This window comes from Nocardioides sp. (genome assembly GCF_041393715.1).
Taxonomy (GTDB): Bacteria; Actinomycetota; Actinomycetes; order Propionibacteriales; family Nocardioidaceae; genus Nocardioides.
Genome location: NZ_JAWKJQ010000004.1, coordinates 160,228 through 175,157 on the forward strand (window position 1 = coordinate 160,228; position 14,930 = coordinate 175,157).

At 71.2% G+C, this 14,930-nt stretch carries 16 protein-coding genes and 1 pseudogene; 2 read left to right on the plus strand and 15 right to left on the minus strand.

What is annotated here, in order from left to right; genetic code table 11:
• Positions 1–14 precede the first annotated feature (14 nt).
• The 14 genes and pseudogenes from R2740_RS07870 to dop form a co-directional block, all read right to left on the minus strand.
• A pseudogene (locus tag R2740_RS07870) lies at positions 15–337 on the minus strand (diacylglycerol kinase family protein); the annotation flags it as partial.
• Between the two features lie 9 nt (positions 338–346).
• Positions 347–745 carry a hypothetical protein gene (locus R2740_RS07875; RefSeq protein ID WP_371302136.1) on the minus strand — a complete coding sequence of 133 codons (399 nt, stop codon included), beginning with the start codon at positions 743–745 and terminating at the stop codon, positions 347–349.
• Positions 742–1,503, minus strand: coding sequence for a twin-arginine translocase subunit TatC (gene tatC, locus R2740_RS07880; protein ID WP_371302137.1), 762 nt, complete (start codon positions 1,501–1,503; stop codon positions 742–744). The genes R2740_RS07875 and tatC overlap by 4 nt, the downstream gene beginning before the upstream one ends.
• An 86-nt stretch (positions 1,504–1,589) precedes the next feature.
• Positions 1,590–1,853 (minus strand): twin-arginine translocase TatA/TatE family subunit, encoded by a 264-nt coding sequence (gene tatA, locus R2740_RS07885; protein WP_371302138.1) that lies wholly within the window; start codon positions 1,851–1,853, stop codon positions 1,590–1,592.
• Positions 1,854–1,908: 55 nt separating this feature from the next.
• Positions 1,909–2,886, minus strand: coding sequence for a helix-turn-helix transcriptional regulator (locus R2740_RS07890; RefSeq protein WP_371302139.1), 978 nt, complete (start codon positions 2,884–2,886; stop codon positions 1,909–1,911).
• Positions 2,883–3,845, minus strand: coding sequence for a helix-turn-helix transcriptional regulator (locus R2740_RS07895; protein ID WP_371302140.1), 963 nt, complete (start codon positions 3,843–3,845; stop codon positions 2,883–2,885). Before R2740_RS07895 ends, R2740_RS07890 begins: the two co-directional genes overlap by 4 nt.
• Before the next feature lie 71 nt (positions 3,846–3,916).
• On the minus strand, positions 3,917–4,927 hold the full coding sequence (locus R2740_RS07900) for an FKBP-type peptidyl-prolyl cis-trans isomerase (RefSeq protein ID WP_371302141.1): 1,011 nt from the start codon (positions 4,925–4,927) through the stop codon (positions 3,917–3,919).
• Positions 4,928–5,026: 99 nt separating this feature from the next.
• Positions 5,027–6,388 carry a Pup--protein ligase gene (pafA, locus tag R2740_RS07905; RefSeq protein WP_371302142.1) on the minus strand — a complete coding sequence of 454 codons (1,362 nt, stop codon included), beginning with the start codon at positions 6,386–6,388 and terminating at the stop codon, positions 5,027–5,029.
• A 95-nt stretch (positions 6,389–6,483) separates the two neighbouring features.
• Positions 6,484–7,302 carry a hypothetical protein gene (locus tag R2740_RS07910; RefSeq protein WP_371302143.1) on the minus strand — a complete coding sequence of 273 codons (819 nt, stop codon included), beginning with the start codon at positions 7,300–7,302 and terminating at the stop codon, positions 6,484–6,486.
• A gap of 302 nt (positions 7,303–7,604) precedes the next feature.
• On the minus strand, positions 7,605–8,132 hold the full coding sequence (locus R2740_RS07915) for an NUDIX hydrolase (RefSeq protein ID WP_371302144.1): 528 nt from the start codon (positions 8,130–8,132) through the stop codon (positions 7,605–7,607).
• Positions 8,133–8,146: 14 nt separating this feature from the next.
• Complete coding sequence (prcA, locus tag R2740_RS07920; RefSeq protein ID WP_371302145.1) at positions 8,147–9,013, minus strand: proteasome subunit alpha; 867 nt, start codon at positions 9,011–9,013, stop codon at positions 8,147–8,149.
• Between the two features lie 16 nt (positions 9,014–9,029).
• Positions 9,030–9,863 carry a proteasome subunit beta gene (gene prcB, locus R2740_RS07925; RefSeq protein ID WP_371302146.1) on the minus strand — a complete coding sequence of 278 codons (834 nt, stop codon included), beginning with the start codon at positions 9,861–9,863 and terminating at the stop codon, positions 9,030–9,032.
• Positions 9,864–9,866: 3 nt separating this feature from the next.
• Positions 9,867–10,064 carry a ubiquitin-like protein Pup gene (locus R2740_RS07930; RefSeq protein WP_371302147.1) on the minus strand — a complete coding sequence of 66 codons (198 nt, stop codon included), beginning with the start codon at positions 10,062–10,064 and terminating at the stop codon, positions 9,867–9,869.
• 10 nt (positions 10,065–10,074) lie between these two features.
• Positions 10,075–11,592, minus strand: a complete 1,518-nt coding sequence (dop, locus tag R2740_RS07935) for a depupylase/deamidase Dop (protein WP_371302148.1) — start codon at positions 11,590–11,592, stop codon at positions 10,075–10,077.
• A gap of 78 nt (positions 11,593–11,670) precedes the next feature.
• Here dop and R2740_RS07940 point away from each other — a divergent pair, with 78 nt between their 5' ends.
• Positions 11,671–12,300 (plus strand): class I SAM-dependent methyltransferase, encoded by a 630-nt coding sequence (locus R2740_RS07940; protein ID WP_371302149.1) that lies wholly within the window; start codon positions 11,671–11,673, stop codon positions 12,298–12,300.
• Positions 12,301–12,319: 19 nt separating this feature from the next.
• Complete coding sequence (locus tag R2740_RS07945; protein ID WP_371302150.1) at positions 12,320–13,120, plus strand: MBL fold metallo-hydrolase; 801 nt, start codon at positions 12,320–12,322, stop codon at positions 13,118–13,120.
• 9 nt (positions 13,121–13,129) lie between these two features.
• Here the strand turns inward: R2740_RS07945 and arc are convergent, their stop codons facing one another.
• Complete coding sequence (arc, locus tag R2740_RS07950; protein ID WP_371302151.1) at positions 13,130–14,866, minus strand: proteasome ATPase; 1,737 nt, start codon at positions 14,864–14,866, stop codon at positions 13,130–13,132.
• Between the last annotated feature and the right edge of the window lie 64 nt (positions 14,867–14,930).

Here is a 14,930-nt window from a genome sequence, read left to right on the forward strand (position 1 = left end):
GCGGCCGCAGCCGGGTCACGGCGCGGGATGTCGAGGTAGCGGGCGACGTCGTTGCCGGTGCCGGCGGGGATGACCCCAGCCGCGTGGCGGTGCCCGCCACGGCCTGCACCCCGAGATGGCACATGCCGTCGCCTCCGACGACCACCAGCGCCTCCACGCCGTCGGCCACGCACCGGTGCGCGAGGTCGAGCGCCTCTGCGGCGTCGCGGCCGGTGAGGTTGCGCACGCTGAAACCGGCGGCGCGCAGGCGGGGCAGGGCGGCCTCACGCGCCCCGACCGCGCGGCCCTTGCCGGCGGTCGGGTTGGTGAGCAGCGCGATCTCGCGCGAGGACGACACGAGGCGAGACTAGCCGCCGCGGGACTCCCCGAGGCGGAGCAGCACGGAGTAGCGCTCGGTCTCCGCGCCGACCGCCTTGGCCAGTCGTCCGACGGCCTCCAGCACGGCGTCGGCGGTGAAGTCTCTCCCGGGCACGGCGAGGGTCGGCCGGCCGTCGTGCTCGACCAGGTGGACCTGGCCGTGCCGCCAGGCCTGGTGGCTCTGCCGGCGTACGCCGTCTCCGGCGACGGGCGAGGGGTAGGCCTCGTCGACGGCCAGCAGGTCGCAGGGCACCGAGCGGTCGCCGTCGGTGAGCCGGCCCCGGACCAGCGAGCCCCCGGCAATGCTCGTCTCGGGCTCCCAGACCACCTCGCCCTCCCCCAGCCAGCCGGGCAGGTCGAACGGGTCGAGATCGAGGATCGTGCTCACGTGCGGCTGGCACCGCCCTCGAGGAAGTCCTCGCGGGCGCGCGCCCGCCGGCGGTCGTTGCCGCGGGCGATGACCTCGCTGATGAAGAAGAGCAGCACCATCGGGACCGCCATGAAGCACATCGTGAACGGGTCCGTGGACGGCGTCACGATCGCGGCGAAGATGAAGACGCCCAGGATGATCCACGACCGGTGCTCACCCAGCCACTTCCCGGTCACCACGCCCGCCAGGTTGAGCAGCACGATGAAGACGGGGATCTCGAAGGCGAGTCCGAACACCAACAGGGTGCGGGAGAAGAAGGAGAGGTACTCCTGGAACTCCACCAGGTTGGTGAAGTTGTCGGGGGTGAACCCGATCAGCACCTCGAGCCCCTTGGGCAGCGTGAGGTAGCCGGTGACGACGCCGATCATGAACAGCGGGCCGGCGATCGAGACGAACACCATCGACCAGCGGCGCTCGTGGGCGTGCAGCCCGGGCAGGATGAAGGCCCAGACCTGGTAGAGCCAGTAGGGGCTGGTCAGCACCACGGCGGCGAGCCCGCAGAGCTTGAAGTAGAGCAGGAACGGTCCCCCGGCCCCGGAGATCACCGCCTCGGTCACGCCGCTGCCGAGCGCCTCCTGCGCGTGCAGGTAGGGACCGGTGACCACCTTGAGGATGGCGTCGTAGAAGAAGAGCGCCGCGACGAACGCGAGCGTCATCACGAGGGCGACCCGCATCAGCCGGCCGCGCAGCTCGCGGAGGTGGTCGGACAGCGCCATCCGACCGTCGTCGCCGACGGGGTGTGCCGGCTTTCCTGAGAACAGGCGGAAGAGCCCGGAGCCGAACACGTCCGTCGTGGGGTGGGTCAGGCGGTGGTGTCGTCGGGGCGCTGCTCGCGGGCGCGGTCGGCCTCGGCCTCGGTGCGGCGAGCCTCGATCTCCCGCTCCTCCGGGGTGATCTGGTCGTCGTCGGTGCGCAGGCCCTTGGTCTCGTCCTTGAAGATCCGCAGCGCCTGGCCGCTACCGCGGGCCAGCTCGGGGAGCTTCTTGGCGCCGAACAGCAGCACGATCACCAAGACGATGACGATGAGCTCCCATCCACCGGGCATGGTGACAAGCGGAGTGATCATGGTTTCCTCACCTCGAAGTGTGTGCTGTCCATGGTACGGACGACCACGTGACGGGTCATGTGTACCACCTGAGCGCGTCCTGTGCGGCCTTGAGGTGGGAAGTGGCCAGGTCGGGGGGATCGAGGACGGTGGCGTAGGGCGTCAGCCGGAGCAGGAACCGCTCGAGCCAGCGCGGGTCGGCGACCCGCATGGTGACCTCCAGGACTCCCCCCGCGCGCCGGCGTACGGACTCCAGGGAGTAGTAGTCGGGCACCCAGCGGGCCTCGGGCGCCAGCCGCAGCCGGACCAGCGTCGTGTCCTGCTCCGCGAGCAGGAAGCCCTCGTCCACCCGGCGCGGCGGCGCGGGGTCGGCGACCTCGGTCTCCAGGACCTCTGCCTGGTGGATCCGGTCGAGCCGGAACAGGCGCGGCGCGTCGGCGCTGTGGCAGTAGGCGTCGAGATAGTCGACCCCGCCCGCGGTCACGGTCCCGCGGGGGTCGACGACCCGCTCGGACTCCTCGTCGCGGCTGGGCACGTAGTAGGTCAGCCGCAGCTGCCGCTGGCGGCGCACCGCGTCGCCGAGCGTCGCACGCAGCCGCGCGGAGGCGTCGACGCTCTCACCGACGTCGATGCTGCCGGCGTGGGTGCCGGACGCGGCGGCCGCCTCGAGCTTGGCCAGCACCCGGTCGACCACGTCACGGGTGTCGGCGCCCGACTCGCTGCGCAGCGCGCGCAGCGCCACGATCAGCGCGCTCGCCTCGATGGCGGTCAGGCGCAGCGGCCGGGCGAGGTAGTCGGCGTTGGAGACCCGGATCACGCCATCGCCCTCGGGGTCCTCGAGCGCGTCGAGGTCGACGTCGATCAGGTCATCGGGGTAGCCGCCGGGCAGGCCGCACATCAGCAGCACGCGGAGGTCGCGCAGCAGCTGCGCCGGCGTCATCCCGAGGTCACGCGCGGCATCCTCGAGGCGCACCTCGCCTCGGGAGTGGAGGTAGGGCACCAGGGTGAGCAACCGGGCCACCTGCTCCTTGGCCCCGCTGACCACGGCGCTCATCCGGACGCCCCGACCGTCGCGCGGAGCCGGGCGACCACCTCGCCGCGCAGGTGCTCGGGGCGCTCCACGAAGGCGTCCGGCCCGTAGGACAGCACCTCGTCGGCCAGGGCGCCGCGACGCAGCTCGAGGCGGTCCCAGCCGGTGCCGCCGTCGGGCCCGGGCACCCCCTCCTCGACCGCGACGGCCTTGCGGCGCAGCCCGTGGCCGGCCCCCTGCCGGACCAGAACGAACGCCGGCTCGGCCGGCGGTGTGGGCGCGAGCCGACGAGCGATCTCCCGGACGTCGGTCCCGGAGGGCACCTCGAAGGCGCCGGGGTCGCCCTCCTTGTGGGGCAGTCCCTCGACCCGTGACAGCCGGAAGATGCGCTCGTCGCGACGGTCGGTGTCGTAGCCGACGACGTACCAGCGGCCGGAGAAGCGGACGACCCCCCACGGCTGCAGATGGCGGGTGGCGACCGGGTTGGCGGCCCGGCGGTAGTCGAAGGCGACCTGGCTGCGCTCGAGGGTCGCCTCCCAGAAGACGTCGAACGCCGGCTCGTCGGCGAGCAGCCGAGGCTGCACCAGGTCGAGCGCCGACTCGTCGACGGGTACGCCGGCCGTGGTGAGCTTGCGGACGGCATCGGAGGTGGCGTCGGCGAGCCGGGTGTGCTCCCAGACCTTCGCCGCGACGCCGAGCACCGCGGCCTCGTCGGCCTCCAGCGAGACCTCGGGCAGCGCGAACTCGTCGGGGCGGATGCGGTAGCCGGGCTCGTCGTCGAAGAAGGCATCCATCTGCCCGACCTCGATGGGCACCCCGAGGCTGCGCAGCTCCTCCTTGTCGCGCTCGAACATCTTCTCGAAGGCGTCGGTCCCCTGCCCGGGGTAGAGGATCTCGCGGATCCGCTCCTTGGCGACGAAACGGCGCTGGACCAGGAGCATGATGAGCAGGTTGAGCAGGCGCTCGCTCTTCGGCGCGGCCACGTCGGTGCGTCCCTCCCGTCGGTCGGTCGAGGCCCGTCCGGCCGATCCGGACGGGCGTCGAGGCGGACGGCTCAGTTGGCGGCGAGCACGTCCACGACGAAGTACATCGTGTCGGTCCCCTTGATGCCAGCATCGGGCGAGCCCGACTCGCCGTAGCCCAGCTTCGGCGGCACCTGGAGGATCACCCGGCTGCCGACCTTGACGCCGACCAGACCCTGGTCCCACCCGGCCACCACCCGGCCGGCGCCGAGGTCGAAGTCGAAGGGCGTGCCTCGGGAGTAGGAGTCGTCGAACGGCTTGTCGCCGCCATAGACCTGGCCGAGGTAGTTGACGTAGAGGTGGTCGCCGGTCTTGGTGACCGGGCCGTTGCCCTGGATCACGGTGGTGCGCTGGAACCTGCCCGACGGCTTGCCGGCCGCGGCGAAGTCGAGCGCGGTCGGGACGTCGTCGGTGGAGACGATCTTCGGCGCCCAGGCCGCCGGCGTCCGGTCGGTGCCGGACGGGCCGTCGGGGAGCTGGCTGACCACGTCGATGACGAAGACCACGCTGTCGGCGTTGCCGATCCCGAGCTGGGTGTTGCCCGTGTCGCCGAACGCCTGCGCGGGCGCGGAGACGACCAGCACCCGGGAGCCGAACTTGACGCCGACGAGGGAGTCGCGGATCGCCGGGATCAGGCTGTCGGACAGGGTCAGCAGCTGCGGCTTGCCGTCGTAGCTGCTGTAGACCTGCTTCTGGGTCGCGCCGTTGCCGACCCAGAACTGCGCGAACACGCTGTCGCCCTCGGCCACCGCCGGGCCGTCGCCCTCGGTGATGGTCGTGCTGGCCAGACCGGTGGCCTCCACCACCTTGGAGAACTCGACCTTGGGCTCCTTGCCGAAGTCTCCGGTGACCTTGAGCGTCGCGAGGGCGGCCTTGTCCTCGGCGGAGGCCGACGGTGCGTCGGACGCCGTGCCGCTCGAGGCCGGCGCGGAGTCGGCCGAGGCTTCCTTCGGGTCGTCGGAGCTGTCGCCGCACGCCGCCAGTCCCGCGAGCAGGAGCAGCGCGGCGACAGGCAGGAGAAGACGGCGGAGGGGTCGGGGCATGGGGCAACCTTCGAAGGAGTCGAGCAGTGCGGGCTGGGCCACCCTATCCGGCGTACCTGAAGGTTCTCGGCACGGCCGGGACCCGGACCGGACCAGTCCTCACATGCCGTCGATGAGCCGCTGCACCCGCTCGTCGGTGGCACGGAACGGGTCCTTGCACAGCACGGTGCGCTGGGCCTGGTCGTTGAGCTTGAGGTGCACCCAGTCGACGGTGAAGTCGCGCCGCCGCTCCTGGGCCTTCTTGATGAAGTCACCCCGCAGCCGGGCGCGGGTGGTCTGCGGCGGCACCGACTTGGCCTCGAAGATCTTCAGGTCGGTGGTCACCCGGGCGACCGCGCCCTTCTTCTCCAGCAGGTAGTAGAGGCCGCGCTGGCGGTGGATGTCGTGGTAGGCCAGGTCGAGCTGGGCGATCCGGGGGTGCCCCAGCGGCAGGCCGTGCTTGGCTCGGTAGCGGTCGATCAGCTTCCACTTGATGACCCAGTCGATCTCACGGTCGACGAGCCCGAGGTCCTCCGACTCCACCGCCTTGAGACCCCGCTCCCAGAGGTCGAGGGAGCGCGCGATCACCGGCGTGGACAGCTCACGACGGTCGACGAAGTCTCGGGCGCGGGTGAGGTACTCGTGCTGGATGTCGAGGGCGCTGGCCTCGCGGCCGTTGGCGAGCCGCACCTTGCGCCGGCCGCTGACGTCGTGGGCGATCTCACGGATGGCGCGGATCGGGTTCTCGAGGGTGAGATCGCGCATCACCACCCCCTCCTCGATCATCCGCAGCACCAGGTCGCAGGAGGCCACCTTGAGCATCGTGGTGGTCTCACTCATGTTGGAGTCGCCGACGATGACATGGAGGCGGCGGTACTTCTCGGCGTCGGCGTGCGGCTCGTCGCGGGTGTTGATGATCGGCCGGCTGCGGGTGGTGGCGCTGGAGACCCCTTCCCAGATGTGCTCGGCGCGCTGCGAGACGGCGTACGACGCACCGCGGGGGGTCTGGGTGATCTTGCCGGCGCCCACCACGATCTGCCGGGTGACCAGGAACGGGATCAGGATGTCGGCGAGCCGCGCGAACTCGCCCTGCCGCCCGACGAGATAGTTCTCGTGGCAGCCGTAGGAGTTGCCGGCCGAGTCGGTGTTGTTCTTGAACAGGTAGATGTCGCCCGCGATGCCCTCGTCATGGAGCCGCTGCTCGGCATCCTTGAGCAGCCCCTCGAGGATCCGCTCTCCCGCCTTGTCGTGGGTGACCAGCTCGGCCACGTCGTCGCACTCGGGCGTGGCGTACTCGGGGTGGGACCCGACGTCGAGATAGAGCCGGGCACCGTTGCGCAGGAACACGTTGGAGCTGCGCCCCCAGCTGACGACCTTGCGGAACAGGTAGCGGGCCACCTCGTCGGGGCTCAGCCGGCGCTGTCCTCGGAACGTGCACGTCACGCCGTACTCGTTCTCGATCCCGAAGATGCGCCGGTCCACGGGGTAGAGCCTACGTGGCGGGGTGGGGTGGGGGGTGTGCGGTGGGGCGTTGGGTTCCGTCGTTTTGGCACAAACGTCATGAAATCGCGACCAGGTCATGCAGCTTTTGCACAATCGTTGAAGCCCGGGTACGCCAGCCAGCGATTCAGGAGTCGCTGCCGGCCCTGGACCGAGTACGACGACAGCTCGACTTCACGCTTCCAGCGAGCGATGCGGCCTGGGTGGTGGGTCCTGCCCACAGCGCGGTCGATCTCCTGCAGCGTCGCCAGCGGGTAGAGCAAGAGATCCTCGGCCACGAAGCCTTGTCGAACGTAGCTGGAGCCGGTCAGGCGGCGCTGCCTGCGAAGATCCCAGGCGCGCTGTGCCTGTTGCGCGTGTCCTGCCCCGTCGTACTCATGCAACAGCGGGGTGCCCTTGACCCGGAGGTCGGCCCGGGCCAGCAGCCTCCCGTCCGTGTCGAGCACTGGGAACTGAGGCTCCACCTCGATGCCCGCAAACTCGTGGAACAGCCGGAGCAGCGTCTCGAAGGGTGACTCGGCGCGCGCGTCTGACCACGACAGGGCAACCCTCAGCCGCCGCGCGCCTGGCCGAGACGACGAGGCGATGAACTCGAGGTCCGCAGTGTCGCAGCCGCCGGAACGAAGCGCCGAGTCGAGCATCACCACTAGGTCGAGCGTGCCCAGGTCCCGGGCCGAGCGCAGGAGTGCCTCGGCGCTGCTGACCAGGGGAACCCCGGCCACCCGCTCCGGCTCTGCAAGGCCCCGAAGGCGCGAGTAGACCAACCCGGCGCGGCGCGGCTGATGGTGTGACTTGCCAGCCGCGAAGACGGGCGGCAGGACCGGCAGGCGCGGCAGGCTCCAACCACGAACCTGCGCCGCAGAGATGTGGGTGAAACCGGCGTCCGGTGGCAGCACCAGCGTGTAAGCCTGCAAACCGCGGAGAAGTGCGACGCGGGTCGGAAGAGCGGCCTTGCGTGGGAGATACAGCCCATGACTCACTCGTTCGTAGGCCGGCGATCGCACTGCTCCACGGATCGCCTCTGAGCGTGGTTCCATGGCCGGGAGCGTGCCCCGTTGTTGGAGTCTGCAATCACCTCAGGCGCGTGTTGTGGATAGCGGCTCAGTCCGGCGGGTAGCTGCGACCTACGGGGCCGCGATTGTGCGGAAAGTGCAGCCCGGTGCCGCCGATGGGTGACGTTTGTGCCCAAACCGCACCCTCACAGCAACCCCAGGAAGTCCAGGGCCAGGTACGCCTGCTCGGCGGTGACGACCTCGCCTCGGCGTAGCAACCGGCGCAGCTCGGCGACCGACACGACGACCGGCTCACAGTCCTCGAAGTCGTCCAGGTCGGGCTCGCCGACGACACGGCAGCCACGGGCGACCAGGGTGTACGACGGCCGGGTGCGGAAGTTCGCGTGGATCGCGACCACGGGCTCGATCAGCTCGGCGGCGTAGCCGGTCTCCTCCCGCAGCTCGCGCGCGGCCGCGGCCTCCGGCGGCTCGCCCTCCTCCACCAGGCCGCCGGGCAGGCTGAGCACCTGCGCCATCGGGCCGGCGCGGAACTGCCGGACCAGCACCACGTCGCCGTCGACGGTCAACGGCAGCACGGTGGCCGTCGCCGGCGCGTCGAGCATGTCCCAGACCGCCTCGCGCCCGTCGGGCAGCCGCAGGGTGCGGTGGATGACCCGCACGAAGCCCTGGTACGCCGTCCGGTCCGGGCCGACCTGCTCCCAGGCGCCGTCCACGGGCCGCGCCGCCCTCAGGCCAGCGGTGGGGCGATGGGCGGCTCGTCGTCGCCGTCTCCCCCGGTCCGCCCGCCGGCCTCGCCGCCCGACCCGTCGCTCCCCGACCCGTCGCCGCCCGACCCGTCGCCGCCCGACTCCTCGGGGACCGACTCCTCGTGGGCCTCCTCGGCCGGCTCCTCCGGGCCCCGGTCGCCCAGCAGCACCCGGAGCCGGTCACCGACGATGCGTGCGAACTTGCGCGGCTGCGTGCGGGTGCGGTCGAGCACCGCCACCTCCAGGTGAGCCGCCGGGATCACCCGGTCGGCACCGTCGGTGTGACCCAGCGCGGCGACCGCGAGCGCCAGCGCGGCCTCCAGCGTCATCGCGTCCTCGAACCGGTCCTGGAGATAGCCGGCCACCTCGTCGGCGGCGCCGCCCATCACGGCGAAGCCGTGCTCGTCGGCCACCTGGCCGTCGTAGGTGAGCCGGTAGACCTGGTCGTCGGCGGCCGCGTCACCGATCTCGGCCACGAACAGCTCCACCTCGTAGGGCTTCTCGCCCCCGGAGGAGAAGATCGTGCCGAGGGTCTGGGCGTAGGCGTTGGCCAGGCCGCGACCGGTGACGTCGCGCCGGTCGTAGGCGTAGCCGCGCATGTCGGCCAGCCGGACACCGGCGATCCGCAGGTTCTCGAACTCGTTGTAGCGACCGACCGCGGCGAACGCGATGCGGTCGTAGATCTCCGACACCTTGTGCAGTGCCTGGGACGGGTTCTCGGACACGAACAGCACGCCGTCGGCGTACTGGACGACCACCACCGAGCGGCCGCGGGCGATGCCCTTGCGGGCGAAGTCCGCCCGGTCCTTCATCAGCTGTTCCGGCGACACGTAGAACGGCATGCTCATCGGTCGAACCTCCCGCTCACGTCAGGGCCGCGGCCGGGCCGTCGGGACGGTTCATCCGGCCGGCGATCACCCGGTCGGCGATGGCGGCGACGTCGTCGTCGGTCATCCGGTGGCCGCCGCGGGCGGTGATCACGTGGACGACCGGGAAGATCCGCCGCGTGAGGTCGGGCCCGCCGGTGGCGGAGTCGTCGTCGGCGGCGTCGTAGAGCGCCTGCACGGTGGCGGTGACGCACTCGTCCTCGCTGAGGTCCTCGCGGTAGAGCTTCTTCAGCGACCCGCGTGCGAACAGCGAGCCGGAGCCCACGGAGTGGAAGGCGGTCTCCTCGTAGCGACCGCCGGTCACGTCGTAGGAGAAGATCCGGCCCTGGTCTGCGCTGAGGTCGAAGCCGGCGAAGAGCGGCACCACGGCCAGGCCCTGCATGGCCATGCCGAGGTTGGCGCGGATCAGCGCGGCGAGACGGTTGGCCTTGCCGTCCATCGAGAGCGTCGTGCCCTCGATCTTCTCGTAGTGCTCGAGCTCGGTCTGGAACAGCCGGACCAGCTCGACGGCCAGCCCCGCGGAGCCCGCGATGCCGACGGCCGAGAACTCATCGGCGGGGAAGACCTTCTGGATGTCGCGCTGGGCGATGATGTTGCCCATCGTGGCGCGCCGGTCGCCGGCCATCACCACGCCGCCGGGGAACGTCGCCGCCACGATCGTGGTGCCGTGCGGCGCCAGGTCGGCCGCGTTGCCCTGGGGCACCGCCCGTCGTGAGGGCAGCAGCTCGGGCGCCTCGGCGGACAGGAAGTCGGAGAACGAGACCGTGCCGGGTCGCAGGTACGCCGGCGCGAGCCGGGGTCCCTCGGCCACGGGCTACTCCCCGCCCTTCTGGATGAACGACTTCACGAAGTCCTCCGCGTTGGACTCCAGCACCTCGTCGATCTCGTCGAGGATCGCGTCCACGTCGTCGTCCAGCGCCTCCTTGCGCTCGGCGACGTCGGTCTCGGCGACCTCCTCGACGCTCTCCTCGGCACCCGTCGACTTGCGGGGCTGCTTCTGCTCCTGTGCCATGTCTCCGACCCTATCCGGCCGCCCTGGTCAGCGCGGTGAAAAGGGCCTCCGCGTCGTCACAGCGATCCAGCAGCGACCCGACGTGGGCCCGGGTGCCGCGCAGCGGGTCGATGGTCGGGATGCGTTGCAGCGACTCCCGCCCAGGGAGGTCGAAGATCACCGAGTCCCACGAGGCCGCCGCGATGTTGTCGGCGTACTTGTCCAGACAACGACCACGGAAGTAGGCCCGGGTGTCCTCCGGCGGGCTGCTGACCGCCGCCGCGACGTCCTCGTCGCTGAGCAGCCGCTCGATCCGTCCCGAGGCCGCGAGCCGGTGGTAGAGACCCTTCTCGGGCCGCAGGTCGGCGTACTGCAGGTCGATCAGCGCCAGCTTGGCGTCGTCCCAGTCGAGCCCGTCGCGGTCGCGGTACTGCGTCAGCAGCTTGAGCTTGGCCACCCAGTCGAGCTCGCCGGCACACTCCATCGGGTCACGCGCCAGCCGCTCGAGCACCGACTCCCAACGGGCCAGCACGTCCAGCGTCTGCGGGTCCGCGTCGCTGCCGAACCTGTCCTCGACGAACTTCCGCGCCTGGTCGAGGTAGTCCTGCTGGATCTGCAGCGCGGTCAGTCGGCGGCCGTCGATCAGGGCCACCTGGTGGGTCAGGGTCGCGTCGTGGGAGACCGCCCGCAGCGAGGCGACCGGGGTCTGCAGGGCGAGCTCGTCGCCGAGGAAGCCGTCCTCGATCATCGCCAGCACCAGCGCGGTGGTCCCGATCTTGAGGTACGTCGACACCTCGGCGAGGTTGGCGTCCCCGAGGATCACGTGGAGCCGGCGGTACTTCTCCGGGTCCGCGTGCGGCTCGTCGCGGGTGTTGATGATCGGCCGCTTGAGCGTGGTCTCCAGGCCGACCTCGACCTCGAAGAAGTCGGCACGCTGACTGATCTGGAAGCCGTGGTCGCGGCCGTCCTGGCCGATCCCGACCCGACCCGCGCCGGCCACCACCTGACGGGTCACGAAGAACGGGGTCAGGTGGCGCACGATGTCGGCGAACGGGGTGGAGCGCCGCATCAGGTAGTTCTCGTGGGCGCCGTAGGACGCGCCCTTGTTGTCGGTGTTGTTCTTGTAGAGCACGATCGGCGTGGCACCCGGCACCTGTCCGGCCAGCCGCGCCGCGTCCAGCATCACCCGCTCCCCCGCCTTGTCCCATCGGACGATGTCGAGCGGGGTGGTCACCTCGGGCGTGGAGTACTCCGGATGGGCGTGGTCGACGTAGAGGCGGGCGCCGTTGGTCAGGATCACGTTGGCCAGCCCGAGGTCCTCGTCGGTGAGCTGGCTGGGGTCGGCCACCTGACGCGACATGTCGAAGCCGCGGGCGTCGCGCAGCGGCGACTCCTCCTCGAAGTCCCAGCGCGCCCGTCGGGCCCGCGCGGTGGCCGAGGCATAGGCGTTGACGACCTGGGAGGAGGCCAGCATCGGGTTGGCCAGCGGCTGGCCCTGCACCGAGATGCCGTACTCCACCTCGGTGCCCATCACCCGGCGCACGCTCATGGGTGGAGCCTACGCGGGCGCCCCGGACGCTGTCCGGGCACCCGGCCGCGCGTAGCCTGGCGCGGTGGAGGTCGGGGCATGAGCATGGGCCTGGGGCGGCTCTGGAACGACCATGCCCTGCCCCGCCTGGCCGACCGCTCGCTGCGCGGTCACGAGGTGGGCCGGCTGCGGGCCGACGCCTGCGCGGGCCTCCACGGCCGGGTGCTCGAGATCGGCTTCGGCAGCGGCCTGAACGTGCGCTTCTATCCCGACCAGGTGGCCTGCGTCGATGCGGTCGAGCCGGCGGACGTGTCGTGGGCGCTGTCCGAGCGTCGCCGGGATCGGTCCGACGTGCCGGTGCGGCGCACCGGGCTCGACGGGCAGCGCCTCGACGCCGACTCGGACGCCTACGACGCGGTGCTCACCACGTTCACGCTGTGCCCGATCCCCGACGTGGCCGCCGCGCTGGCGGAGGTACGCCGGGTGCTGCGGCCCGGCGGCGCGGTGCACTTCCTCGAGCACGGCCTGGCCCCGCAGCCGGAGGTGGTCCGCTGGCAGCGCCGCCTGGAGCCGTGGCAGCGGCGCCTCGCGGGCGGCTGCCACCTCACCCGGCACGTGCCGACCCTCCTCGTGGAGGCCGGTCTCCACGTCGAGTCGGTCACCGAGCAGCCACTCGCCGGCACCGGCCGTCCCTGGGGCTGGATGTACCTCGGGCGGGCCACCGCATGAGCAGGCCCGGAGGTGCACCGTGCGGGTAACCTGGGTCGGGCACGCCACGGTCGTCCTCGACCTGGCCGGGGTGCGGGTCCTCACCGACCCGCTGCTGCGGCGGCATGCCGGGCCGCTGCGCCGCGTCGGCCCGGCGCCGGACCCCGCCGCCTGGACCGGCTCCGACCTGGTGCTGGTGTCCCACCTGCACTCCGACCACGCATCGGTCGCCTCGTTGCGGATGCTGCCCGGAGTGCCGATGCTCAGCGCCGCCCGCAACGAACGGTGGCTGGCCTCGCGGGTCGGCGCGCGCGTCGTGGGTGCCGCCGACGACGACTGGGTCCGGATGACCCCGGAGGGGCTGGCCGCGCCCACCCACGAGGCCGGGGACCCCGACGACGGGGTGACGGTCCGCCTGGTGCGCGCCGACCACCACTCCCGTCCGATGCCGCACCGGCCCAACGAGGCCCACGGCCATCTGCTGCGCAGCCCCGAGGGCAGCGTGTGGTTCGCCGGCGACACCAGCCTCTACGACGACATGTCGGAGCTGCCCGAGCTGGCCGGCGGCACCGTCGACCTCGCGCTGCTGCCGATCGGTGGCTGGGGGCCTCGGCTGTCGGCCGGCCACATGGGCCCGGAGGAGGCGGTCGAGGCGTGCCGCCGGGTCCGACCGCGAGCCGTGCTGCCGATCCACTACGGCACGTTCCACGCCCGCGGGATGGAGCTGGGCAACCTGGACTGGATGACCCGGCCCGGGCGGCTGTTCAGACGGCGGCTGGCCGCCGCGTGCCCCGGCGTACGGCTGCTGGACCTGCCGCTGGGCGGCTCGGTCGAGCTGTGAGGGAGCCGCTCAGAGGTACTGACCGGTGTTGGACACCGTGTCGATCGACCGGCCCGGCTCGGTGCCCTGCTTGCCGGTGATGAGGGTGCGGATGAAGACGATCCGCTCGCCCTTCTTGCCGGAGATCCGCGCCCAGTCGTCGGGGTTGGTGGTGTTGGGGAGGTCCTCGTTCTCCTTGAACTCGTCGACGCAGGCGGCCAGCAGGTGCTGCACGCGCAGCCCCTTCTGGTCGTGGTCGAGGAAGTCCTTGATCGCCATCTTCTTGGCGCGGTCGACGATGTTCTGGATCATCGCGCCGGAGTTGAAGTCCTTGAAGTAGAGGACCTCCTTGTCGCCGTTGGCGTAGGTCACCTCGAGGAAGCGGTTCTCCTCCGACTCGGTGTACATCCGCTCGACGGTGGCCTGGATCATGCCCTCGACGCAGGCCTGGGCGTCACCGGAGAACTCACGCAGGTCGTCGGCGTGCAGCGGCAGGTCGGTGACGAGGTACTTGCTGAAGATGTCGCGCGCGGACTCGGCGTCGGGACGCTCGATCTTGATCTTCACGTCGAGACGACCGGGGCGCAGGATGGCCGGGTCGATCATGTCCTCGCGGTTGGAGGCGCCGATCACCAGCACGTTCTCCAGCGTCTCGACGCCGTCGATCTCGCTCAGCAGCTGGGGCACGATGGTGTTCTCGACGTCGGAGGACACCCCGGAGCCGCGGGTGCGGAACAGGGAGTCCATCTCGTCGAAGAACACGATCACCGGCGTGCCGTGGCTGGCCTTCTCGCGGGCCCGCTGGAACACCAGGCGGATGTGCCGCTCGGTCTCGCCGACGTACTTGTTGAGGAGCTCGGGGCCCTTGATGTTGAGGAAGTAGGACTTCCCCTCCTGGCCGGTCTTGGCGGCGACCTTCTTGGCCAGCGAGTTGGCGACGGCCTTGGCGATCAGGGTCTTGCCGCAGCCGGGCGGGCCGTAGAGCAGCACCCCCTTCGGGGGCTTGAGCCGGTGCTCCTCGAACAGCTCGGGGTAGAGGTAGGGCAGCTCGACCGCGTCGCGGATCTGGTCGATCTGGCCGGCGAGCCCACCGATCGAGTCGTACTCGATGTCGGGGACCTCTTCGAGCACGAGCTCCTCGACCTCGGACTTGGGCACCCGCTCGTAGACGTAGCCCGCGCGGGAGTCCAGCAGCAGGGAGTCGCCGGCCCGCAGGGTCTCCGCGCGCAGCGGCTCGGCCAGCCGGACCACGCGCTCCTCGTCGGCGTTGGCGATGACCAGGGCCCGGTCGCCGTCGGCAAGGAGCTCCTTGAACATGACGACCTCACCGACCTCCTCGAAGTCGAAGGCCGCCACCACGTTGAGCGCCTCGTTGAGCATCACCTCCTGGCCACGGCGGAGGCTGTCGAGGTCGACCGAGGGGCTGACGCTGACGCGCAGCTTGCGGCCGCCGGTGAAGATGTCGATGGAGTCGTCGTCGTTGCGAGCGAGGAAGGTGCCGAACCCGGCCGGCGGCTGGGCGAGCCGGTCGACCTCCTCCTTGAGCTTGGTGATCTGCTCGCGCGCCTCGCGGAGCGTGGTCGCGAGCTTCTCGTTCTGATGGGTGACCGCGGCGAGCGAGCGCTGGGTGTCGGCCAGCCGCATCTCCAGCCCCCGGCTGCTGGCGGGCGACTCGCTGAGCCGCCGGCGGAGGTCCTCGACCTCGTTCTCGAGGAAGCGCACCTGGGCCTCGTGCTCGGCCTGTCCGCGCTCGTCCGGCGTCGACATGTGCTCGCCTCCCCAGGTCTGGACTCGGCTCCGGGACCACGCTGATGTGACCCCTGTGTCTGGA

Coding starts and splice junctions, on each gene's coding strand:
- R2740_RS07890 (WP_371302139.1), bottom strand. CDS start 2,886: ATGAGCGCCGTGGTCAGCGGGGCCAAGGAGCAGGTGGCCCGGTTGCTC.
- tatC (WP_371302137.1), bottom strand. CDS start 1,503: ATGGCGCTGTCCGACCACCTCCGCGAGCTGCGCGGCCGGCTGATGCGG.
- R2740_RS07900 (WP_371302141.1), bottom strand. CDS start 4,927: ATGCCCCGACCCCTCCGCCGTCTTCTCCTGCCTGTCGCCGCGCTGCTC.
- R2740_RS07940 (WP_371302149.1), top strand. CDS start 11,671: ATGAGCATGGGCCTGGGGCGGCTCTGGAACGACCATGCCCTGCCCCGC.
- prcA (WP_371302145.1), bottom strand. CDS start 9,013: ATGAGCATGCCGTTCTACGTGTCGCCGGAACAGCTGATGAAGGACCGG.
- R2740_RS07930 (WP_371302147.1), bottom strand. CDS start 10,064: ATGGCACAGGAGCAGAAGCAGCCCCGCAAGTCGACGGGTGCCGAGGAG.
- arc (WP_371302151.1), bottom strand. CDS start 14,866: ATGTCGACGCCGGACGAGCGCGGACAGGCCGAGCACGAGGCCCAGGTG.
- dop (WP_371302148.1), bottom strand. CDS start 11,592: ATGAGCGTGCGCCGGGTGATGGGCACCGAGGTGGAGTACGGCATCTCG.
- tatA (WP_371302138.1), bottom strand. CDS start 1,853: ATGATCACTCCGCTTGTCACCATGCCCGGTGGATGGGAGCTCATCGTC.